This window comes from Marinomonas foliarum (assembly GCF_003337275.1).
GTDB classification, from domain to species: domain Bacteria; phylum Pseudomonadota; class Gammaproteobacteria; order Pseudomonadales; family Marinomonadaceae; genus Marinomonas; species Marinomonas foliarum.
This window is the reverse complement of sequence record NZ_QPJQ01000031.1, coordinates 13,417-34,730: the sequence shown is the minus strand read 5'-3', so window position 1 is coordinate 34,730 and position 21,314 is coordinate 13,417. Positions and strand designations below refer to the sequence as shown.

The window sequence follows — 21,314 nt, the reverse complement described above, 5'->3', positions numbered from 1 at the left end:
TTTTGATACGTGCCATATTTAATGCGTTAGACATTAAAGACGATGCTCTAAAAATACAAATAGGTCGTTTGCATCTAATCAGTATATATCTAGACTAAAAACCTGCTTTGCATAAGAGCAGCATATACTTTTTTTGTAGCTCGAATAGACCCTTTATACAAAAGATAACAAAGCTCTAGCAACCAAATGCTCATCGTATTTGTATTGTTTATCGGTGATCAAAGGCGTTTTGATAACAGTCACCTTCAGATCATTCAAGAACACACTGTCTATTTCGCCATAATCATAGACATCGTCTAATAACAAATAATCCAATGAAGAGTATGGCCCTACATTCTTCGTATCGGCCGATATGGTGGATATCAAACGTGTCACACGCTCCATCAGAGATAAACCTTGCTGCTCGGGATCCACGCCCAAATTAGGCAGGTAGACTTTGGGGTTAGGATTTGCACAAATAGAGCGCCCAACCCCTTCAGGCATAAGGTTTGCTAACAGACTGCTATAAAAGCTGCCTGGGGGATAGCAAATCAAATCAGCCGTTTTAATTGCATCAACACGATCATTAGCAATATGGAGATTAGTCGGCATAACATGGCGCAAACCTTTATTCAGCCACATGCGCTTTATTGGACTGGGCAATATGTCGGTTTCTTTTCCCGTTATCCGATGTTGGCCTAGAACATACTCCCCATTTTCAAGCTCCACACCTAAATGAAGGCTAGCATTTAATGTCGTCTTTACCTCACCTAAAGCTTTAACTAAACGAGAGAATAAAAAAACAATGGGATCTAACTGGTGCTGATTACTTAAATAGCCTCCAGCCATAATCAAATTACCAATACTCGCCCCACGCAAATCAAAACTATCATTAATGTGTGATTGGGTGACAGCAAGTTGATTCTGGATTAACGCTTTCATCGGATTGGGAATGGTTTCGATAAGCGGATGCTCGCCCATCACCAGCTGCTGCAGTTGATACTTTAATGCTAGAGGATCGGCGTTTTGCTCAAGCCGGTGAGTAAATAGTGCATACACTTCCGGCTGCCCCATGACGGTTTCATCCGCCAAAGCCATTAAACGACTGCGCAAATCTCCCACGGCAGGAATATCAAACTCGGCACGCAAACGCGCGGAACTACCACCAGAATCAAACGGTGTCACTAAATGTACAGAGTGGTGTGTGTATTTTTTAAAAACTCGGCTAATTTTATTGAGTGCCGAGCCACCACTAAAAAAGAGCACTTTAGGACCCTGTTCAGGCAAACTCTGATAACGATGCACACGAATAAGATCTGGTACCTCCATACGACGCCAAATGCGTAAAGAGTTCGTCATAAAAAACCTCTTATTAAGACCATAAGGAGAGCGATAGCCAAGAGTGCCGACTCACCAAACAATACTCCATCATAAATTACAGAACAAAAACTCGAACATACAAACGACTCAAACAATAGCACGTATGTAGACGATAAATGTCATGAAAATCAACTAACATCTATCTATAATATTCAAAAAGCGACACTCTATACCAAGTACATTAATTCCTTGTGTTTACCCGTAAATTTTTTATTTACCATTAGAGCAAACCATCATGGCAATGACAGGCTTATTGGCACTTCTTGATGACATCACCACCTTATTAGATGATGTTGCCGTTTTTTCTAAAGTCGCGGCGAAAAAAACCGCAGGAGTGTTAGGCGATGACCTTGCCTTAAACGCAGAGCAAGTATCCGGCATCAAAGCCGATCGAGAATTACCAGTCGTTTGGGCTGTTGCCAAAGGCTCGTTTTTAAACAAACTTATTTTAGTGCCATTGGCATTGACCATCAGTGCTTTTATTCCGTGGCTCATTCAACCATTACTCATGGCTGGCGGATTATATCTGTGTTTTGAAGGCACAGAAAAACTCCTTCATACCTTTAAAGACAACCATGAAGAAAAAGAAACACTTAGACAAAATATCAAACAAGCAAAATCCGCCGCAGAGCTAGTCACTTTAGAAAAGAGCAAAGTAAAAGGCGCCATTCGAACTGATTTCGTTTTGTCAGCAGAAATCATTGTTATCGCTTTAGGGACCGTCGCAGAGCAAAGCTTATTAACACAAGCTCTAGTGGTGAGCCTGATTGCTTTTGCTGTCACCGTGGGCGTGTACTTATTGGTAGGATTAATCGTTCGCCTTGACGATATTGGCCTACACCTTAATCAATCAAAAAACGCCTTCGTTCAACCTCTGGGACTAGTCATATTGAAAGGCGCGCCCATGCTGATCCGGCTTCTAACCATTGTCGGAACTATTGCCATGTTCCTTGTTGGCGGCGGCATTTTTGTTCATGGTTTACCAGCTTTGCATCATCTTGCTGAACTAGCCATTTCTGGTGATATTGCTCACCTGCCGTTGATGACCAGCTTAATAAACACAGGCATTAGCTTCTCGGTCGGCTTGATTTTCGGTGGCGTTGCCGTCGGCATTGCCACACTCATATCGAAACGAAGACAGCTTAAGAAAGCCTAGCGGACAATACAAAATCTGCCAGCTCAGCAAAACCCAAACCACCCGGTTGCGTCGTCTGATAACGAGGTCGGTGGCGCATCATAGGCAAATGCTGGGCAATATTGGCAACACCAACACTCAGTGGAAAGCGCGCAAACATACTTTCATCGTTGGGCGCATCGCCAACATAAAGCACCTGTTCTTGCTGCTGCGCATCACTCAGTCCATACACATTACTCAATACTCTCTGCGCCATTGAAAACTTGTCATAGCCTTGCGAGCAAACGTTTATATGTATCGAACTGGCTTTCGCGTTTAATCCCATTTCAATGAGAGCCGCCAAACAAGCATCTTTATCGGCCACCGCTGCGGGTTTGACATCTTGCGCATAATCAATAGCCACATCAGTCAAACGATAAGCCTGATCTCTTGCCAAATGTAAACGCGGAAACTGAGTGAGCACTTCATTCACTTGAGCAAGAATAGCCGCTTGCTCGGCACGCATTTCTGACTCATCGCGCCAGAAAGAATACGTCAGATGGCGGTCAGCCGTTCGGCCAATAAAACACGCACCACCTTCAGTAATCACACCATCAACAGGCAGTGCTCTAGCAATCATATCGGACCAGCCAGCACAACCTCCTGTCACTGGAATCACCTTGATGCCTTTTGCTTCAAGTTGCGCCAACGCCTGTAAAGTTTCCACAGGCAACTGGCCTTCCCATGTTAGCGTGTCATCAAAATCCGTTAGAATAAATCGTAAGTTTTGGCAAATCTGGCTTTCTAAAGAAGAAAGCGACAACGCAGAAGGCACAGATATCGACATAATTGTCCTAAGCACAAAGTTTAATTTGAACACCATGAGCGGTGAGTAAATGAGTTTGCGACTCTGTCAGTACATCACTAAAAAGCCAATCTACTGCAGAAAAAGGCTGTACTCGCGCCATGGCCTTGCGCGCCCATTTGTGTTGATCAGCAACCAACAAACTATGACGACTTTGCTCGACCAAAACACGGCTCACCGCCGCTTCTTCAGGATCAAAATCCAATATTCCTTGATCTTCATCCAGACCACCACAGCCTAATACGCCGTAATCAAAATAATATTGTCGCAATCCAGACAAGGTTTCTTCACCCACTAAATCATGATGCTGATGACGTAACTTTCCAGCCAAAACGCGCACTCGTATCTCAGGGTAATTACCCAAGATGCTCGCCACTGTTAAATTATTGGTAAATACTTGTAGGTCACGATGAGACACCAAGGCTTTCGCCACATATTCCACTGTGGTGCCAATCCCTAGAAACACGGAGGCGCCGTCGGGTATCACCTGAGCAACATCAGCGGCAATCGCCTCTTTCGCGTCACTGTTCAAAAACTGGCGATGGTCGAACGGTAAATTTTCCGCACTAGACACTGGCGCAATACCACCATGAGTTCGACGCACAAGATGACGTTCTGCTAGTTGATTAATGTCTTTACGTATGGTCTGTGATGACACATTAAAGCGTGCCACCATCTCTTCAACCAATAGGGCGTCTTCTTGCTGCACCCAGTTTAATATCTGGTTTTGCCTTTCATTTAATCCCACACAACGCCCTTAATTTATTCTGCCAACAGTGATGAGAACTGAGTCGGATCATCGGTAATTACCGCATCCATTCCCCACTCCCAATGTGCTTCCACTTTTTTAGGGTCATTGGCGGTATAACACAGCAACTTATAACCTGCCGCTTTGATAGCTCGCGCTTGTGTTTCGGTTAATCGCGAATAATCACAATTCAAGCTGTACGCTTTAATAGCCTTAAGCTGCTCCAGCCAATTTTCAGGAATGTCTTCATACAAGGGCGCAAGATGGCGCTGAGCATCAATCTCATAACATAGCTCTAACGCCGCAAGATTGAAGCTGGAAATCATCAGTTTGTCATTGTCTTGCCAATGATCACGTAACATAGCTAATACAGAAGGCACAATATTTTCTACATCGGTGCTATCGTGTTTAATCTCTAGATTCAGGCCCAGATTTAACGACTGAACGCATTCCAATGCCTCCAATAAAGTGGGCACTTTCTCACCAGTGAACTTGTCCGAGAACCAAGACCCGGCGTCCAATTCTGCCATATCCATTGGTCTTGCATCACGCGTTAAACCCGAACCATCAGTGCAACGATCAAGTGTGTCATCATGAAAAATAACCAAGCCACCTTCAGCAATTAAATACACGTCGATTTCCACCCACGTTGCACCCACATCAGCAGCCGCTCGGATAGACGCCAAGGTATTTTCTGGTGCCAATAGTGCAGCACCACGGTGCCCCATTACTTTTGTATCCAACACCTTGTCTTTCAAAATATAACCTTTTGAAACATCATTATTTTGCATTTTGTTCTCACAGTCTCTGTTGAGTTTTCTCGTCAAACAAATGCCAGTGTTGTGCTGGCGCCATTAACCACATAAGACTATTCACATCCGGCAAATGCGGTCCAGACAAACGCACCACCAAGGGTTCTCCATCACCTGATGCTGTCTCTATTTTGCCGTGAATTAAGGTCTCCGCTCCCAGTGATTCTACCGCTTGGATACGCAAAGCGAAATCGGCATTGCGCTCATCACTCACTTCTAGATGCTCTGGGCGAATCCCCCAAACAATGCTTCCACGATGTTGATGGGACAAAGGCAGTGTTAAGGCGTCAGAAATTTTAATACCTTGCTCAGTCAAATTCGCATTGATCAAATTCATCGATGGCGAGCCAATAAACGCCGCCACAAAAGGCGTTGCCGGTTTATTGTATAAATCCATCGGCGTACCAATTTGCTCCGCCTTGCCTTTGTTTAAAACCACCAAGCGATCTGCCAAGGTCATCGCCTCAACTTGATCATGGGTCACATACAAGGTCGTGGTGCCTAATTTACGCTGCAACTGACGAATTTCGACACGCATCTGCACACGTAATTTTGCATCCAAGTTAGACAAGGGTTCATCAAACAAGAACACTTTCGGGTCACGAACCATGGCTCGCCCCATAGCAACACGTTGGCGCTGACCTCCAGACAATTGACGCGGCTTACGTTGCAGCAATTCCGTTAAGCCCAGCATCTGTGCTACATCACTGACTTTTTCTGCAATTTGATCCTTTGGCATGCCGCGGTTTTTCAGGCCGTAAGCCATGTTGTCGTACACCGACATATGCGGGTACAAGGCGTAATTCTGAAACACCATGGCGATGTCACGCTCTGCGGGTTCCTTCTCATTCATGCGCTCGCCACGGATACGCAGTTCACCAGTAGAAATACTTTCCAGACCTGCCACCATGCGCAACAAGGTGGATTTACCACAACCAGAAGGGCCGACCAGAACAATAAATTCGCCTTCTTCAATCGTTAAATCGACGCTTGGAATGGCATGATAACCATTAGGGTAAGTCTTACCCACTTTTTCTAAAATAACGTCCGTCATTACTACTTCTCCGAATCCACTAAGCCTTTAACAAACAGCTTCTGCATGCCTATCACCACCGCAACCGGTGGCAACATCGCTAATAAGGTGGTTGCCATAATTTGGTTCCATGCGATATCACCATCGGTCACCGACAGCATGCGCTTAATACTCATCACCAAGGTGTAATAAGCGTCGTCCGTGGTGATCAACAAAGGCCATAAATATTGATTCCAACCATAAATAAACAAGATCACAAACAAGGCCGCGATATTAGTTCGAGACAGAGGCAACAAGATGTCAAAGAAGAAACGCCATGGCCCAGCACCGTCTATTCGCGCGGCTTCCACCAGCTCCCCCGGAATACTCAAGAAGCATTGGCGAAACAAAAAAGTCGCTGTTGCGCTGGCGATCAAAGGCAGAGTTAACCCCGTATAGCTATTGAGAAGATCCAGATTCGCTACCACTTCATAGGTGGGAACAATCCGCACCTCAACTGGCAGCATCAAGGTCATAAAAATGATCCAAAAACACAAGTTACGAAACGGGAATCGAAAAAACACAATGGCGTAAGCCGATAACAAAGAAATGACGATTTTGCCGAAGGTAATGCCCAGTGCCATGATCAGAGAATTCAGCATCATAAACCAGACAGGCGTGTCCACACCGTTGCCCGCCTCTTCAAACAACACGGTTCCCCATGTTTCTACACCAGCATCACCAAACCACAGAGGGATATGCCCGACACCAAATGCCGAAGCAGGATGCGTCGACGCTACCAGAGCCATCCAAACAGGTAATGCCACCAAGCCGATCCCCACCAATAACGTGGCGTGGCTAGCAAAGGTTAACCAAGGTCGATTTTCGATCATGAGTACTGCACCTTCCGCTCAATAAAACGAAACTGAATAACGGTCATCAAACCAACAATCGCCATGAGCACAACCGATTGCGCAGCCGATCCACCCAGATCCAAACCAACAAAACCGTCATCAAACACCTTATAAACTAAGGTCGTGGTACTTTGTCCTGGGCCGCCTTTGGTGGTCGCATCGATTACACCGAAGGTTTCAAAGAAGGCGTATACAAGGTTAACAACTAACAAGAAAAACGTCGTCGGAGACAAAAGCGGAAAGACAATGGTCCAAAAGCGCTTAAACGGACTTGCACCATCAATCGCCGCCGCTTCAATAAGCGAGCGTGGCACGGCTTGCAAACCCGCAAGGAAAAATAAAAAGTTATAACTGATTTGCTTCCAAGTCGAAGCAATTACCACCAAGATCATCGCTTGGTTGCCATCAAGATAATGATTCCAGTCAACACCGGCCGACTTCAACCACAAGGCAATCGGCCCCATGCTCGGATCAAATAAAATCCACCACAACACACCCGCCAACACTGGCGCGACGGCATATGGCCAAATCAATAAGGTTTGATACGCTAGCTTGCCACGGATCACACGGTCCGCCATCACAGCTAAGAAAAGCGCCAACGACATGCCCACAATGGCAACAGAAAAACTGAACACCAAAGTGGTTAACATAGATTGGTAGTACAGAGGGTCGGTGAACAAATCGATAAAATTTTCCAAACCAATAAATTCACGACTCAAGCCAAAGGCGTCTTCTTGATAAAACGCTTGCTCTAAGGCTTGTTCAGCAGGCCAAAGGAAGAAAATCGCTGTGACCAACAACTGCGGCAACAACAATAGCCAAGGTAGGCCTTTTTGGGGAAAGGTAACTGTCATCGGACAATCCAAACAAAAGAGAACAACAAATAAAAAAACAAACTATCGTAGAAATATAAAGCGCCCTTACGTATAAAACATAAGGGCGCAGATTTTATTTACTTGTTCGCTTTTTCAAATCGACGAAGTTGCGCGTTACCACGTTCAACAGCCGTATTTAGTGCTGTTTGTGCATCAACCTTACCGCTCCAGACAGACTCTAAAGACTCATCGATGATGCCACGAATCTGTACAAAGTTACCAAAACGCAAACCTTTGGTATTGGCAGTTGGCGTGCCAGTCGTCATTTGGTTAACGCCTGTCTCTGTTCCAGGGTTTGCCTTGTAGAAGCCTTGCTCTTTGGTTAAATCGTAAGCCGCTTTAGTGATTGGCAGGTAACCAGAGAATTGATGCCAATCTGCTTGCACTGACGCTTTAGACAAGTAGCTTAGGAAAGAAGCAACACCTTTATATTCTTCTTTAGAGTGGCCTTGCAGCACCCATAAAGACGCACCACCAATAATGGTGTTAGAAGGCTGCTTAACTTTGCCTTCCCAGTATGGAAGTTCACTCACACCAAAGTCGAATGTTGCGTTACGTTTGATACCAGCGTAACCCGCAGAAGACTCAGTAAACATAGCGCATTCTTGGCTATAGAATTTAGCTGCGCCGTCATTGGTACGACCCGCATAACTAAAAATACCACTCTTTTGCCATTCACCCATTTTCTCTATATGAGCAACTTGCAAAGGACCATTGAATTTAAACTCTGTTCCCAACCCTGCAAAGCCGTTTTCCAGCGTTGCAAAAGGTACGTTATGACGAGCACTTAGGTTTTCCAACTGCACCCAAGATTGCCAAGCGGTCGTAAAGCCACAACTAACGCCAGACGCGAGCAGCTTCTTAGACACACTTTCTACTTCTTGCCATGTTTTAGGCGCTTGGCTGATGCCCGCTTTTTTGAATAAATCTTTGTTGTAATACAGAACAGGTGTGGAACTATTGAAAGGCATAGAAAGCATTTCGCCATCAGTGTTCGAGTAATAGCCTGTCACCGCACTCAAGTAAGCACTTTCATCAAATGCCTGACCAGAGTCTTTCATCAATTTATACACAGGATAAATCGCACCTTCGGCCGCCATCATGCTCGCGGTGCCCACCTCAAATACTTGAACAATGGCTGGCTGCTGTTTCGCCCGAAACGCCGCAATCGCTGACGTCATAGTCTCGGTATAGTTGCCTTTGTAGACAGGTTTTACCTCATAATCACTTTGTGAGTCATTAAAGGCTTTGGCGATTTCATTGACCTTTTCACCATTTGCACCACCCATTGCATGCCACCATTCTACTTGCGTGGCAGCAAAGGCCGAACTTGCCATAGATAAACCAACAACAACTGACGCTAATTTCAAATTATGCATTTCCGTGTTCCTCACAATGAGTTTTTATTAGAAAAGAAAGAACCACTATAGAAAGAAAATATTTCATTTTGATGATAGATAGGTTTCATTTGAAATACAACAAGCATTCAAATGAAACCAAAACGGAGGAAATACTCAAGACATAGCCAACAAAGACATTCAGTACAACCATATAAAAACGGCCATACCCATGAATATCGACAAAAAAATGAAGGGATAATTACTGTAAAACGTATTGGTTGAGCGCATAAACAAGCGCGTCGAATTCTTCTTTTAACATGCTATAACGAGATGAAAGAGTGTCGACGTTGCCCTGCTTCGACTGCATTTCCATTTCCACAATGAGCTTACAAAAACGGTTACCGGACACTTCTAGTGCCGCACCTTTCAAACGGTGCGACACCAATGAAAATTCGTCCCACTCTTGGTTAACAATATGCGCATGTAACATGTCCAATAAGCCTTTGGCTTCCTTAATGAACTCCGCTGCCACCAGAGCCATCAACTCCTGATTGCATGCTAAACGGTTACTGTAGTCAGTATTATCAAACACCTTTAGCTCAATCATTAGGAAGAACCTCAATATCTATGACCGTATTCATAATATCGCCTTAAGAAAGCCACTTTGTAAGAATCGCAGTTAACTTATCTTGTGAGATAGGTTTTGCAATATGGTCATTCATGCCTGCAGCAAAGCATTCGTCTTCATCGCCTTTCATAACATTGGCACTAAGAGCGACAATCGCAACATCTGACGGCGTTGCGCCGCCTGAAGACTGACGAATTACACGAGTTGCTTCATAGCCATCCATCACTGGCATCTGACAATCCATAAAGATCATATCAAACTTAGTAGTTTGGGCTTCTTCTACAGCTTTTTGTCCATCGCTGGCCACCACAACGTCAACGCCATACATATTTAATAGACCTCGAGCCACAATCTGATTGGTTAAATTATCTTCAGCTAACAAAACCTTGGCATTAAAGACAGGACGCCCTTCTGACGTGTTTTCCGTTTCTTTAACTGTCATAACCACCTCTCCTTCCAATACAGGTTTTATATTTTCTAATACTTTTAGCAAAGGCCGGATAAAGATAGGCTTGGTTAACCTATCAATATATTTCTCTTTCTCAGGCTCTGCATCAGAACGTCCATGCAATAAAATTTGCGACACTGTTTTAGCTATACAAAAGGTATCCCATGCTGTCACATCAACTTGGTTTCCTGCAGCCAGAGCATCGGTATCCAATAACACGCATTGACCAATTAACTCTCTTTCAGACAAGGCCTGCTCAAGGTTGCTATATGCATTGTGTGTAATACCAAGAGAGTCAAGTATCGCACTAACATACTCTCGCCCAGTGTCATTAATATACACTAACGTCATCTTAAATTGAGGCATTACCACCATTTCTTTGATAGGCGCAGAACGCGTTTCAAATGGCACACGGAACCAGAAGGTCGATCCCTTGCCTTCTGCCGATACCAAGCCAATTTCACCTGCCATCGCCTCGACAATTTCTTTGCTGATCGCCAAACCTAGTCCAGTACCACCAAACTTACGAGTCGTCGAACTGTCCGCTTGATTAAAGCGCTGGAACAATCGACGCTGACTCTCCTCAGACACACCGACACCAGTGTCTTCAACGCTAATACGTAACACCACATCCGCGTCGGATAGCGGCTCCACCTCAATCCGTAAAGACACTTCACCAGCACTAGTGAATTTAATCGCATTGCCTAACAAATTCACCAACACCTGCTTGAGTCGTAACCGATCTCCAAACAAGGTTAATTCAGGAACCAACACCGCAGGCGAGTTTAGTACTATGCCTTTTTCCTCCGCCCTGAGAACAAAGATGTTGGTCACTTCTTCAATCAAATCAGGCAGTTCAAACTCGTGTTTCTCTAACACTAACCCGCCCATTTCGATCTTGGACAAATCTAAAATGTCATTAAGAATATCCAACAAAGACTCAGCACTTTGCTGAGATATACTCACTAATTTAGATTGTTCAGACTGCAGTTTAGTATTCATCAACAAAGACAAACAGCCAATAACACCATTCAATGGCGTACGTATTTCATGGCTCATGTTCGCCAAAAACTCACTCTTCGCACGACTCGCTTCTTGCGCCTCTTCCTTAGCTTTACTTTGCTCCAGCTCAGACGCTTTTAAATGCTCGTTCACCAGCTGCAAGTCACGTGTTCTCAATCTAACGCGATTCTCGATTTCTGACGTATGACTACTGACGATCAATAAAAACCAACCAAATAAACCCGTGAACAAAAAGCCACACGCTAAAACAAATTTAACAATCCAAGGCGGTTTAAAGAAATAGCTGTCGCTAACCTGATAAAGCTGCCAAGATTTTGCGCCCACCTGAATATCAAACCTAACAGCGTGCTCAAATTTTCCTCCGTTATAGCGCGTGACAAGTTCTTTTCCTGATAAATTCGCAGCCGTACTTTTTGCTACAATAATAGGGTCAGGAGCGCCATTATCAGCATCCACTAAATACAGATCGGTATTAGGTAACCCCCCTTGATTAACTATAGTGTCGGTTAAAGAACTCAACTCAATAACCGCTGCAGCAACACCACGCACAGTGTCTGTTTGACGATCAAAGAACGGCAGAAACAAAAGCACACCGGTGGAATTTTGAACTAATTTAAGCGGAGATGTCGGATAAGCCTGTCGAAGAAAAATGGCATTATCTAAGGCAAAACGTCGATCTGACTGTGAATAGACATCGTAACCCAATGCCGCCTCATTCTTCTTAAAAGGACTCATAAAGGTTACGACAATATGTTTAGGTCTTGGCGTCGCCAACTTTAATACTCCTGTACTGTCTTTCTCCTTAACTCGAAACACATGCTTCGGGTAATTTCTTTGGATCTTTTCTTCAAAGCTTGGAATATCTTCTCCAGTCACCAAAAAATTCAGCGACACGGCTAAAATAGAATTATCACGTTGCATCACACTGTTCGCAAAAATATCAAACTCATTAGCTTGAATTTTTTCACTACCGTTTACCAACCCAACAAAACTGTGCAACATATCCACACTGTTTTTAATTCGATTTGCCAGTAACGTCTCTAACAATTCAGCATTTGCATCAAACTCTTTTGACTGCTTATTCCATTCGGAATAACTACTACCCCAAGACAACATGATCGTAATAGCCAAAACAAACAAAAAACCACTCAGCAGACGCAAAGAGTTATCGAATCGATTGCCAAAATACCGAGGGAAACAAACAGCAAGTAAAGGCACCATAACCAGCACCCCCATCATGTCGCCGCCCCACCAAACAAGCCAGTTGGTTAAAAAGGCTTCTTTGCCAATTACACCAAAAGCAAGTAACGAAGAGGTCCCCACACTTGCGCCAATAAGAGAAGAAAGAACACCTGCTAAAAGGATAAACCGCACAACCAACGCCGCACGATGAAACTGAAAAGGCACACCCACAAAGCGACGCACAAGATAACCAGCAACAGTTGACTGTAACGTCGATCCGAACGCGATGAGCGCCGGTAGAACAAAAGCAAAAATATGATGGTTATACCAAGTCGCACCAATATTGAGTAACAAGGACCCGATAAAAATACCAAGAGGCGCAAGTTTAGGATAAAAAATAGATGCAGCTACCGCTAACCCAGAAGCCGGCCAAATGATTGTTGAATAACCAGGAGAAATTGCCACAGCAAGTCCAAGCACACCAAGGACAAAATACCCCAGCGCTGTTACAGCAATGACAGACATCACCTTCATCATATTTACTTGCTCCACCAAAGACCTACTAAGCATAGCGAAATCGACACACATTTAAGATTTAATCTTAGTTACTTTATGTAAGAAAAAGCAATTCACCTTAAGCGATTGGCAACGAAAAGATGACATTGTGTGAACAGCGAAGTTTCAGGGACTTATTAAAAATGAGCATAATAAAAACGAAATGAGGTCGCTCGAATAAAAGAGAGCCATTCAGTATTTAAAAGGAGGTTTAAGAAATTACAATGGTGCCCAGAGACGGAATCGAACCGCCGACACGAGGATTTTCAATCCTCTGCTCTACCGACTGAGCTATCTGGGCAAATAGAAAAAAATGACTATGGAGATGAGCAAGCCATTTTGACCAAAAAAAAGCCTGCTAAAATAGCAGGCTTTCTCTTAATCATGGTGCCCAGAGACGGAATCGAACCGCCGACACGAGGATTTTCAATCCTCTGCTCTACCGACTGAGCTATCTGGGCAAGTGGGGCGTATTATAGAGAAACCTTTTTTAGGGTCAATAGTTTTTTTGAAAAAAAATTAAAATCTTAGTTTCTTCTGCTGCTCTGGTATTATCTTCCTATATCAAGGAGATAAAACCATGCTGCATATTGTACTTTACCAACCAGAAATACCGCCTAACACAGGCAATGTCATTCGATTGTGTGCGAACACGGGCTATCACCTTCATCTTATCGAGCCATTAGGTTTTGAGTTAGAAGATAAAAAACTACGTCGAGCTGGGTTGGATTATCACGAGTTCACTCGCCTAAAGCGCTATCCTGATTTTCAGGCGTTTGTTGATCAAAATGAGATAGGCACTGTTTATGCGCTAACGACTAAAGGCAGCCGTACACACAGTGAAGCAAACTTTGCCGAAAATGATGTCTTGGTGTTTGGTCCAGAAACTCGTGGATTGCCAGCAGAGTTTATTGATGCTTTACCTCCAGCTCAGCGTTTACGCTTGCCAATGCAAGCGAACTCTCGCAGTCTGAATCTATCTAATACAGTCGCGGTGATGGTATACGAATCTTGGCGTCAGCTGGGTTATGCTATGCATGCAGACAGCGAATAACCAGCAGAGGTACGATGAATTCTCTTTCACTGCTTTTAAAGAAAAAAAACAGTCGCCGCCAATTTCGTAAAAAAGTACATCTTCACGATACCAGCGATCTAAAAAAACGCCTCGTCTTCTTGGCGGGCGTTATTGGCTTCCATAGTTTAGCGATGGTTTTCTTTGAAGACCTAAATTGGTGGCAAGCCTTTTGGTTAACTATGACGTCGGCCAGTACCACAGGTTATGGCGATATTTCTGCCGCCACTTTTTGGGGGCAGTTTTCTACCGTTGTCTTAATTTATGGCATGGGAATAACGCTACTTGCTCAAATTGCCAGTGACTATGTTGAAATCAGGCTATCGCGCAAAGAAATGCGTATTAAAGGCCGTATGAGATGGGATAATATGCAAAACCATATTCTTATTATTAATACTCCTCAGTACGACTCTGAACGTTACCTAGAGCTCTTAGTTGGGCAGATCTGCCAAACGTCGATGTTCCTATCCAAATACTAACAGAGGCCTTCCCAGACGGTTTATCGTTGAATCTGAGATCTCAGGGCGTGGTTCATCATACTGGAGATGCGTTAGAAGATGGCATGCTGGAATCGGCAGGCGCGCACACAGCAAAATACATTATTGTGCTGTGCCGAGATAACCAAGACGGTCATTCTGATAGTTTAACCTTTGATATACTACATCGTATTAAAGCGCTTAACTCATCCGCGTTTATTATGGCCGAGGCCATCAACGACAAAAATCGACCAAGATTTAAAGACGCTGGCGCAAACGCCGTTATTCGACCAGTACGCGCTTACCCCGAAATGCTGGTACGCTCCTTGATCGCTCCGGGCACTGAGCAAGTATTAGAGGATCTGTTTCGACATCAAGGCGACCATACTATTCGACTGAATGTGGGCTTACATAATATTGCATGGGCGGAAGTCGTCACCACACTGATCCAGAAAGACATAGGAACAGCGCTGGGCTATGTTCATAAAAATGGCAGCATAGTGACTCACCCTCAGTCTACAGCGATGATCGATGCCGAGGGGCTTATCGTGCTGATAAACGACGACCAAGTTCTTCCATCAAACGAAGAAATAGGCCGATTGCTTAACGCCTAACAAAGATTGGGCCTAGGCTTGCTTATCTTGCAGCTTAAGCCCAATTACTTCTATTTTCCCACCATCCATCTGTCTGATAGTTAGGCGAATATTACCAAAACGTACTCGGTCACCAACAACCAAGTGCTTACCAAGCTGACGCTGCAACAAGGCTGCTGCGGTGTCGGCTTCATCAATGCCATCAAGCGGCACACCGTACACTTTCGCTAGATCAATCAAAGACGCATCGCCACGAATGGCAAACTCACCAAAGAAGTCCTGCAACAAGAAAGACGACGAGGCTTTCTGCGAGAAGATTTGCGCCACATCGTTCACGTCACCAGGATGAAGTAGCATCCAAATACGGTCACCAGATTTCAGCTCTGTTTGTGCGTCAACCACCATAGGTTGCTGATTACGTACCAGCGATACTAGCTGAGGCGTAGAAACCGTTTCGCTCGGCACATTCTGGAGAATAGTGCTTGGAATACGCACACCGTCGGCTTGCACTAAGAATTCATACAATTCTAGCGAGTGATTCGCATCCGTATCACTGATCAAAGAGAAGCTTGTGGTGGGTGCTGGTGCTGGTGGCACTTCGATTTTCAACCAACGCGCCACTTGCGGCACGGTTGAGCCTTGCAACAACAAAGAGATCAGTACGACCGTAAAGGTAATTTCGAATAGCAATCCCGAATTAGACAGTCCTGCAATGACAGGATATAGCGCCAAGACAATCGGCACCGCGCCACGCAATCCGACCCAGCTGATATAAAAACGTTCAGGCCATCGAAAATCAAATGGCAACAAACACAGAATAACGGCAACAGGGCGAGCAACAAAAATCAAGAAAGCAGCTATCGCAACCGCCTGCCAGCCATGGGTCAACAGACTAGAAGGCGTGACTAACAAACCTAGCAATAAGAACATGCCTGCTTGGGCTAACCACGCCAAGCCATCCATAACTTGTGAAATAGCTTCTTGCTGTTTGATACGGCCATTACCAGCGGTCAGGCCAACAAGATAAACCGCCAGAAAACCACTGCCGCCTATCATATTCACGCCAGAAAACATCGCCAAGCCAAATGCGATAATAAGCAGTGCGTACAAACCTTCGATTAAAGGAACGCGACGTAAAACCATTAATAGCAGCTTGCCGCCAAGCACACCTAACGCACCGCCTATCGCAAACTGTTGCAACATTTGCCCTAGGAACGCCAGCACGCTTAGCGGCTCAGAACTTTGCAGCAAGCCTGTCAGCATCACCACCAACAAGATGGCCATCGGATCATTGGCACCCGATTCGATTTCTAACGTACCTCCCACTCGCTCGTTAAGCTTAACGCCGCTATTGCGCAGTAAGCTAAACACCGCGGCCGCATCAGTGGAGCCAACAATGGCACCCAGTAATAAACCATAAATGAGTTTAACGTCTAAAAGCCAAGCGGCGAATGTACCAACGGAAGCCGTGGTTAACACAACGCCAAGGGTGGCAAGAGACAAAGATGGCCATAAGGCCACTCGGAAAGTACTGGTTTTGGTTTGCATACCCCCATCCAGAAGAATGACAGCCAATGCAAGATTACCAACGAAGAAGGCAAGATTTGGATTGTCGAAATCCAGTCGGCCTACCCCATCTTCTCCTGCCAACATCCCGATGCCGAGAAAGACAAGTAATAAAGGTAAGCCAACACGAACAGTAAACGAGCTTGCGAGAATACTAACTAATAGCAATATTCCCGCTAAAAAGATAAAACCATTAGCGTCGATAGCGGCAACAACCTATTAAACTACAGCTGACCTGTAAGTGTTAAATATTTTTCCATCAACTGCTCTTCTGTTTCCTTGCGATTTGGATCCAGAGGTATGCAATCAACGGGACAAACTTGCTGACATTGAGGCTCATCAAAATGACCAACACATTCCGTGCATTTTGATGGCTCAATTACATATATTTCTTCACCCTGAGAAATGGCCTCGTTCGGACATTCAGGTTCGCACACATCACAATTGATGCATTCATCAGTAATAATAAGAGACATACTTCTCTCCTAAAGTCGCCATCATATTGTCGGCGGTATAAAAAACGGCAATGAACAAAACCACGATTAAATGGTTTTATAGTGTTCCTGCAAAACTCGTTTTACATCAGGGCTAACGAACTGCCCGAAATCACCATTCAACGACGCAATTTCTCGAACCAAAGTTGAAGAAATATAAGAGTGCTTCTCTGAAGGTGTCAGAAAAATACTTTCTACATCCGGTGCAATCGCTCGATTCATATTGGCTAATTGAAATTCATACTCGAAATCAGACACCGCTCGAAGACCGCGAATGACCACTTGACCATTCACTGAACGAGTAAACTCGGTTAACAAATTATCAAACCCCACTACTTCTACATTGGGCAAATGGCCCAATACCGTTTTTGCCAATGAAATACGCAGTTCATGAGACAGGGCTGGACGTTTTTTCGGGCTCGCGGCCACAGCTACAATAACCTTGTTAAATAGCTTTGATGCGCGTTCAACCAAATCCGTATGGCCGTTTGTAATAGGGTCAAATGTCCCAGGATAAACCGCAATCGTACTCATAGCTTTCATCCAAAAAATTAATAAAGGAGAACATGTCGGGCTGCTGGCGCTTGTAATGCGCTCTAATTCCCGTTTAGGGGTCGCATCATATAGGAATACGACCCTGTTCTCAATTCGTCGAAACACAGTCCCCTGTGTATCGACGCCGTTGCGCCTAATTCTATGCGATTAAATACTGTAAGGAGCCAGCATTTGCTTCAAAAATGAAATCGCCAAGAAGATAAAGATCGGCGACAGATCAAGGCCACCTAGCGTTGGAATGAAGCGTTGGCAAGCACGGTACAAAGGGGCCGTAATTTGCCCAACCAGCATAGCGCCTGGATGATTCGCGCCCGGTGCAACCCAGCTCAGAATGACAGAGATAAGCATGGCCCAGAAATACAGATCCAGCAGGTGGTAAATGGTTCCTGCAACCGTATAAATAGCATAGCTGGCCGAAGAAATAACGGCACCACTAATCATCACTACTAATGCAACCGTGATAAATTGCACTAAAAAAGCCAACACAAGCGACGCGGTGTCCAAGCGACCAATCGCTGGAATCACTTTTCGCAAAGGCAATACAATAGGGCTGGTTGCTTTCACAATGCCTTGGCTAATCGGGTTATAAAAATCTGCTCTCGTCAGTTGCAATACCAAACGCAACAACACAATAAATAAGTACAGGTTACAAATAACCTTTACTAGCATTACAAATGGATCTGAGTACATGTTATCTATGTCCTTAAATTAATCTTTCTTAGCAGAAAAAGTTTTTGCCATCTCTTTCGAGCGCTCAGCACACGCATACATAGCATTCGCGACTATTTTATCAATATCAGCCGCCTCAAAAGACAACAAAGCTTGCTCTGTCGTTCCCTTTGGCGAAGTAATATTCTTTCTTAATTGATCAATCGGGTCTTCTAATTCAACAATCATTCGTGCCGCACCTAACATAGCGTGGCTGGCTAGCTGACGACTTGTCTCTTCATCTAGCCCTTGTTCTTTGGCATTTTTTACCATCGCTTCTACAAAACGGAAGAAGTACGCTGGCGCACTTCCTGATAATGCCGTCACTGTGTGCATGTGTATTTCGTCTTCTATCCACACTGAACTACCAATGCTTGCAAAAAGCTCGCTTACCCATTCTTTATGAGATTCATTTGTGTATTGGTTGGCAATCAAGCCCGTCATACCAGCACCCAGCTGAGAAGGCGTGTTTGGCATACTACGCACTACAGCAGCCGGTTTACCTAACCAGGTCGCCAGTGCATTCAGTTCCACACCAGCCGCTACTGAAATAAACAACTGGTCTTCACGGACAAAGGAGGCAAACTCTTCAACAACCATTTGCATTTGTGCTGGCTTCACACACAACACAACAACATCCGCTTCGTTCACAGCTTGCTCATTCTCTGAAAGCATGGAAATGCCGTATTGCTGTTGGTAATATTCGCGTTTTTCCGGTGTTCTAGAGGTTCCCATGATTTTATCAGCGGGATAACCACTCGCCAGCAAACCACTAAAAATGGCTCTCGCCATATTCCCAACGCCGATAAAAGCAATGCTTGGTGTCATTTCAAATCCTATTATTTCATTCTTGTAGCAGAGGCTTTATCGCCGTCTGTTTTAAAGTTTTATTACGATACAGCCCATCATGCCTTAGCAGAATAGTCTCGCGCACCGAAAATTGCCGTGCCCACACGAACCATGGTACTGCAAGACGCAATGGCCGCGGGTAAATCACCAGACATACCGATAGACAAGGTATCCATCATGCTATCGGATTTGGATAATTCAATGAACGCCTGATGTAAAGGCGCATACACAAGACATTGCGCGGCAAAATTGTCCTGTGGCGCAGGAATCGCCATTAAGCCCCTGAGCTGCAAATTTGGCAAACTGGAAACTAAAGCCACCATGTCCTTCAATTCAGACAAGGATACGCCCGCTTTGCTTTCTTCACCGCTGATATTTATTTGAATACAGACATTTAATGGCGGCATGTTATCTGGGCGCTGCTCACTAAGACGACGAGCAATTTTCTCCCGGTCAACGGAATGAACCCAATCCATTGACTCGGCAATTAAACGAGACTTGTTAGATTGGATAGGGCCAATGAAATGCCATTCAAGGTCGTCTAAGTGCGCTAAAGCATGATGTTTTTCTACGGCTTCTTGCACATAGTTCTCACCAAATGCTCGTTGCCCTACATCGTAGGCGGCTTTTATTGCTTCAATGGGTTTGGTTTTACTCACTGCCAATAAACGAACACTGCCTGCTGTCCGATCATATTGCAGCTCAAGCTCTTCAATCTGTTGAGAGACGACCGCTAAATTCGCTCTAATTTCTTTGGTGTCGTTGAGCTCTACTTCAGTCGCCATGTCTGCCACGCCTCTTTGTTATCGTTATTAAATCTAACGGTTATTCCAATACATCTAACCGATAATAAAGGAAGCGCCACAAAAGGCGAAGCATAGCATTCTTTTAAAAGGCCGAAAAAAGCTTAAAGAGAATAAAAGTCCGCACTGGATTGAAAACAATTGCCATGAAATTCTATTCGATAGCCAGGGACATTTCCCAAAGAATTAGCTGCCAACGACGCTGCTGCATAAAGAGACTCAAGGGATGAATGCTCTGGGTAAAAAGCAATACCGATAGACAAGCCTCCTTGTAACAAAGCATAGTCAGTGAACTTTGGTGAATTGAGTGATTTCTGTAACTTTTGCGCCACCACTTCAGCATCTGCTAAATGCTGGATACGAATTCCCATCACCAGTTCTCGCCCACCAAAATAGGCAATTAGGTCATTATCACGCACAGTATCTTGCATCACTTCAGCCAACGCTTTTAATTCTGTTTCTTTTATTGCGGACGAAGAAAGAACCCTAATTGAAAATAACGCTGCGCGTAAAAAATGGCGACGGGAGTCTTTCAGAATGATGCCAAAACTATTCTCAAAACTGTATCGTCTAAGCAAACCAGTTGTTGGATCTCGATGACTGTCTTCCAGCAATAATAAATCTGCCTGCTCTCTTTCAAATACCGCGCTCAGCCAAGACGCGTAATTATCCAACGCCAACATCATCAGATCACTTTCTAATCGATGCGCGTCTCGCTGGAATACTAACATCAGATAAATAGAACCTTGTCCGTCCGACACACTGACCATAGAGACCTCAGAAAAACCCCGTTCATTAATAAACGACTGCCAAATTTTCCATCCTGATGCGCTTTGAATTTCTTCATCATGGCGCTGTGGGCAAGAAGGACTTGCAGCAAAGGCCACTAAAGCTTGGGGGATTTTGCTAAGAAAATTATTCGAATTGAGCAATGCAGTATTAACAGAGTCTGTGTATTGTAGGTGCCACTGTAGGCAATCTTTATCAGTGGTAAGAAACAAACAATATGCATTCGGCAGCTGTGCTTGCATCTTAGTTTTAAAGCTATCCAGCAAGGAACTAAGCAAAGCACCTTTTGAAATTGTCTGCAGCATTTGAGGCATGCCACTGTACAACTTTTTTATGAAGTCTCGCTCTTTTTCAAGGTATGCAATACGAGAGAGCAAGGTTTGCTGCTGCTCTAGCAGTATATTTGAGGGGGCATTAGACATAAAAGATTAAAACCACATCCGTTTGTAATTCAAACTAGAGTAACGGCCGAATAGTAAAAGTAAAGAAATAGTAAGGTCTAGCCGAATAAAAACTTAGCTAGACCTTACACTA

The 21,314-nt window shown here is 44.4% G+C and carries 21 protein-coding genes and 2 tRNA genes; 4 read left to right on the top strand and 19 right to left on the bottom strand.

From position 1 onward, the window contains the following. Nucleotides 1-153: 153 nt before the first annotated feature. Complete coding sequence (locus DFP77_RS14855) at nt 154-1,338, bottom strand: GAK system CofD-like protein (RefSeq protein ID WP_114413016.1); 1,185 nt, start codon at nt 1,336-1,338, stop codon at nt 154-156. A 256-nt stretch (nt 1,339-1,594) separates the two neighbouring features. On the opposite strand from DFP77_RS14855, the gene DFP77_RS14850 reads away from it, so the two are divergent. Further along, the gene (locus DFP77_RS14850) at nt 1,595-2,515 is read left to right on the top strand and encodes a DUF808 domain-containing protein (RefSeq protein WP_114413014.1); all 921 of its coding nucleotides are present in this window, start codon (nt 1,595-1,597) and stop codon (nt 2,513-2,515) included. On the opposite strand, the gene DFP77_RS14845 is transcribed toward DFP77_RS14850, so the two are convergent. From DFP77_RS14845 to DFP77_RS14795, 11 genes are all read right to left on the bottom strand, one after another. Beyond that, a complete protein-coding gene (locus DFP77_RS14845; protein WP_114413012.1) occupies nt 2,502-3,320 on the bottom strand; it encodes an HAD family hydrolase in 819 nt (272 codons plus the stop codon). The genes DFP77_RS14850 and DFP77_RS14845 overlap by 14 nt on opposite strands. Nucleotides 3,321-3,327: 7 nt before the next feature. Next, a complete protein-coding gene (locus DFP77_RS14840) occupies nt 3,328-4,086 on the bottom strand; it encodes a DeoR/GlpR family DNA-binding transcription regulator (RefSeq protein WP_114413010.1) in 759 nt (252 codons plus the stop codon). A 14-nt stretch (nt 4,087-4,100) separates the two neighbouring features. After that, nucleotides 4,101-4,877 (bottom strand): glycerophosphoryl diester phosphodiesterase, encoded by a 777-nt coding sequence (locus DFP77_RS14835; RefSeq protein WP_114413009.1) that lies wholly within the window; start codon nt 4,875-4,877, stop codon nt 4,101-4,103. 7 nt (nt 4,878-4,884) lie between these two features. Beyond that, nucleotides 4,885-5,952, bottom strand: a complete 1,068-nt coding sequence (locus tag DFP77_RS14830; RefSeq protein WP_114413007.1) for a sn-glycerol-3-phosphate import ATP-binding protein UgpC — start codon at nt 5,950-5,952, stop codon at nt 4,885-4,887. 2 nt (nt 5,953-5,954) lie between these two features. Next, nucleotides 5,955-6,803 carry a sn-glycerol-3-phosphate ABC transporter permease UgpE gene (gene ugpE / locus DFP77_RS14825; protein ID WP_114413005.1) on the bottom strand — a complete coding sequence of 283 codons (849 nt, stop codon included), beginning with the start codon at nt 6,801-6,803 and terminating at the stop codon, nt 5,955-5,957. Beyond that, a complete protein-coding gene (ugpA, locus tag DFP77_RS14820) occupies nt 6,800-7,678 on the bottom strand; it encodes a sn-glycerol-3-phosphate ABC transporter permease UgpA (RefSeq protein WP_110574922.1) in 879 nt (292 codons plus the stop codon). Before ugpA ends, ugpE begins: the two co-directional genes overlap by 4 nt. 98 nt (nt 7,679-7,776) lie before the next feature. Next, nucleotides 7,777-9,078, bottom strand: coding sequence for a sn-glycerol-3-phosphate ABC transporter substrate-binding protein UgpB (gene ugpB, locus DFP77_RS14815; RefSeq protein ID WP_114413003.1), 1,302 nt, complete (start codon nt 9,076-9,078; stop codon nt 7,777-7,779). A gap of 220 nt (nt 9,079-9,298) precedes the next feature. Continuing rightward, complete coding sequence (locus DFP77_RS14810; protein WP_114413002.1) at nt 9,299-9,646, bottom strand: Hpt domain-containing protein; 348 nt, start codon at nt 9,644-9,646, stop codon at nt 9,299-9,301. Between the two features lie 43 nt (nt 9,647-9,689). Continuing rightward, nucleotides 9,690-12,890 (bottom strand): ATP-binding protein, encoded by a 3,201-nt coding sequence (locus DFP77_RS14805; RefSeq protein ID WP_258861183.1) that lies wholly within the window; start codon nt 12,888-12,890, stop codon nt 9,690-9,692. Nucleotides 12,891-13,100: 210 nt separating this feature from the next. Beyond that, nucleotides 13,101-13,176: transfer RNA gene (locus DFP77_RS14800), tRNA-Phe, on the bottom strand. 84 nt (nt 13,177-13,260) lie between these two features. Beyond that, nucleotides 13,261-13,336: transfer RNA gene (locus DFP77_RS14795), tRNA-Phe, on the bottom strand. 119 nt (nt 13,337-13,455) lie between these two features. Here DFP77_RS14795 and trmL point away from each other — a divergent pair. From trmL to DFP77_RS19875, 3 genes are read left to right on the top strand one after another with little or no spacing between them, the layout of a single operon-like run. Next, nucleotides 13,456-13,929 carry a tRNA (uridine(34)/cytosine(34)/5-carboxymethylaminomethyluridine(34)-2'-O)-methyltransferase TrmL gene (trmL, locus tag DFP77_RS14790; RefSeq protein WP_114412998.1) on the top strand — a complete coding sequence of 158 codons (474 nt, stop codon included), beginning with the start codon at nt 13,456-13,458 and terminating at the stop codon, nt 13,927-13,929. A 14-nt stretch (nt 13,930-13,943) separates the two neighbouring features. Then, entirely contained in the window at nt 13,944-14,426 is a 483-nt protein-coding gene (locus DFP77_RS19880) for a potassium channel family protein (protein WP_258861182.1), read from the top strand. A 26-nt stretch (nt 14,427-14,452) separates the two neighbouring features. Then, nucleotides 14,453-15,037 (top strand): NAD-binding protein, encoded by a 585-nt coding sequence (locus DFP77_RS19875; RefSeq protein WP_258861181.1) that lies wholly within the window; start codon nt 14,453-14,455, stop codon nt 15,035-15,037. Nucleotides 15,038-15,049: 12 nt separating this feature from the next. Here the strand turns inward: DFP77_RS19875 and DFP77_RS14780 are convergent, their stop codons facing one another. From DFP77_RS14780 to DFP77_RS14750, 7 genes are all read right to left on the bottom strand, one after another. Beyond that, nucleotides 15,050-16,768 carry a potassium/proton antiporter gene (locus tag DFP77_RS14780; RefSeq protein WP_258861184.1) on the bottom strand — a complete coding sequence of 573 codons (1,719 nt, stop codon included), beginning with the start codon at nt 16,766-16,768 and terminating at the stop codon, nt 15,050-15,052. 38 nt (nt 16,769-16,806) lie between these two features. Continuing rightward, entirely contained in the window at nt 16,807-17,058 is a 252-nt protein-coding gene (locus DFP77_RS14775) for a YfhL family 4Fe-4S dicluster ferredoxin (RefSeq protein ID WP_113917485.1), read from the bottom strand. 66 nt (nt 17,059-17,124) lie between these two features. Continuing rightward, the gene (gene coaD, locus DFP77_RS14770; protein WP_374058258.1) at nt 17,125-17,619 is read right to left on the bottom strand and encodes a pantetheine-phosphate adenylyltransferase; all 495 of its coding nucleotides are present in this window, start codon (nt 17,617-17,619) and stop codon (nt 17,125-17,127) included. Nucleotides 17,620-17,778: 159 nt separating this feature from the next. Further along, nucleotides 17,779-18,321 (bottom strand): YggT family protein, encoded by a 543-nt coding sequence (locus tag DFP77_RS14765; RefSeq protein WP_114412993.1) that lies wholly within the window; start codon nt 18,319-18,321, stop codon nt 17,779-17,781. An 18-nt stretch (nt 18,322-18,339) separates the two neighbouring features. Next, nucleotides 18,340-19,167 carry a pyrroline-5-carboxylate reductase gene (gene proC, locus DFP77_RS14760; RefSeq protein ID WP_114412991.1) on the bottom strand — a complete coding sequence of 276 codons (828 nt, stop codon included), beginning with the start codon at nt 19,165-19,167 and terminating at the stop codon, nt 18,340-18,342. 77 nt (nt 19,168-19,244) lie between these two features. After that, the gene (locus tag DFP77_RS14755) at nt 19,245-19,973 is read right to left on the bottom strand and encodes a YggS family pyridoxal phosphate-dependent enzyme (RefSeq protein ID WP_114412990.1); all 729 of its coding nucleotides are present in this window, start codon (nt 19,971-19,973) and stop codon (nt 19,245-19,247) included. Nucleotides 19,974-20,095: 122 nt separating this feature from the next. Then, the gene (locus DFP77_RS14750; protein ID WP_258861180.1) at nt 20,096-21,202 is read right to left on the bottom strand and encodes a GGDEF domain-containing protein; all 1,107 of its coding nucleotides are present in this window, start codon (nt 21,200-21,202) and stop codon (nt 20,096-20,098) included. Nucleotides 21,203-21,314: the final 112 nt, after the last annotated feature.

What these genes read in the sequence shown, in the direction of transcription:
- DFP77_RS14810 (WP_114413002.1), bottom strand. Translation starts at nt 9,646, where the DNA reads ATGATTGAGCTAAAGGTGTTTGATAATACTGACTACAGTAACCGTTTA.
- ugpA (WP_110574922.1), bottom strand. Translation starts at nt 7,678, where the DNA reads ATGACAGTTACCTTTCCCCAAAAAGGCCTACCTTGGCTATTGTTGTTG.
- proC (WP_114412991.1), bottom strand. Translation starts at nt 19,167, where the DNA reads ATGACACCAAGCATTGCTTTTATCGGCGTTGGGAATATGGCGAGAGCC.
- DFP77_RS14855 (WP_114413016.1), bottom strand. Translation starts at nt 1,338, where the DNA reads ATGACGAACTCTTTACGCATTTGGCGTCGTATGGAGGTACCAGATCTT.
- DFP77_RS14765 (WP_114412993.1), bottom strand. Translation starts at nt 18,321, where the DNA reads ATGTACTCAGATCCATTTGTAATGCTAGTAAAGGTTATTTGTAACCTG.
- DFP77_RS14835 (WP_114413009.1), bottom strand. Translation starts at nt 4,877, where the DNA reads ATGCAAAATAATGATGTTTCAAAAGGTTATATTTTGAAAGACAAGGTG.
- ugpB (WP_114413003.1), bottom strand. Translation starts at nt 9,078, where the DNA reads ATGCATAATTTGAAATTAGCGTCAGTTGTTGTTGGTTTATCTATGGCA.
- DFP77_RS14850 (WP_114413014.1), top strand. Translation starts at nt 1,595, where the DNA reads ATGGCAATGACAGGCTTATTGGCACTTCTTGATGACATCACCACCTTA.
- DFP77_RS14845 (WP_114413012.1), bottom strand. Translation starts at nt 3,320, where the DNA reads ATGTCGATATCTGTGCCTTCTGCGTTGTCGCTTTCTTCTTTAGAAAGC.
- coaD (WP_374058258.1), bottom strand. Translation starts at nt 17,619, where the DNA reads ATGAAAGCTATGAGTACGATTGCGGTTTATCCTGGGACATTTGACCCT.
- DFP77_RS14775 (WP_113917485.1), bottom strand. Translation starts at nt 17,058, where the DNA reads ATGTCTCTTATTATTACTGATGAATGCATCAATTGTGATGTGTGCGAA.
- DFP77_RS14755 (WP_114412990.1), bottom strand. Translation starts at nt 19,973, where the DNA reads ATGGCGACTGAAGTAGAGCTCAACGACACCAAAGAAATTAGAGCGAAT.
- DFP77_RS14805 (WP_258861183.1), bottom strand. Translation starts at nt 12,890, where the DNA reads ATGCTTAGTAGGTCTTTGGTGGAGCAAGTAAATATGATGAAGGTGATG.
- ugpE (WP_114413005.1), bottom strand. Translation starts at nt 6,803, where the DNA reads ATGATCGAAAATCGACCTTGGTTAACCTTTGCTAGCCACGCCACGTTA.
- trmL (WP_114412998.1), top strand. Translation starts at nt 13,456, where the DNA reads ATGCTGCATATTGTACTTTACCAACCAGAAATACCGCCTAACACAGGC.
- DFP77_RS14750 (WP_258861180.1), bottom strand. Translation starts at nt 21,202, where the DNA reads ATGTCTAATGCCCCCTCAAATATACTGCTAGAGCAGCAGCAAACCTTG.
- DFP77_RS14830 (WP_114413007.1), bottom strand. Translation starts at nt 5,952, where the DNA reads ATGACGGACGTTATTTTAGAAAAAGTGGGTAAGACTTACCCTAATGGT.
- DFP77_RS19880 (WP_258861182.1), top strand. Translation starts at nt 13,944, where the DNA reads ATGAATTCTCTTTCACTGCTTTTAAAGAAAAAAAACAGTCGCCGCCAA.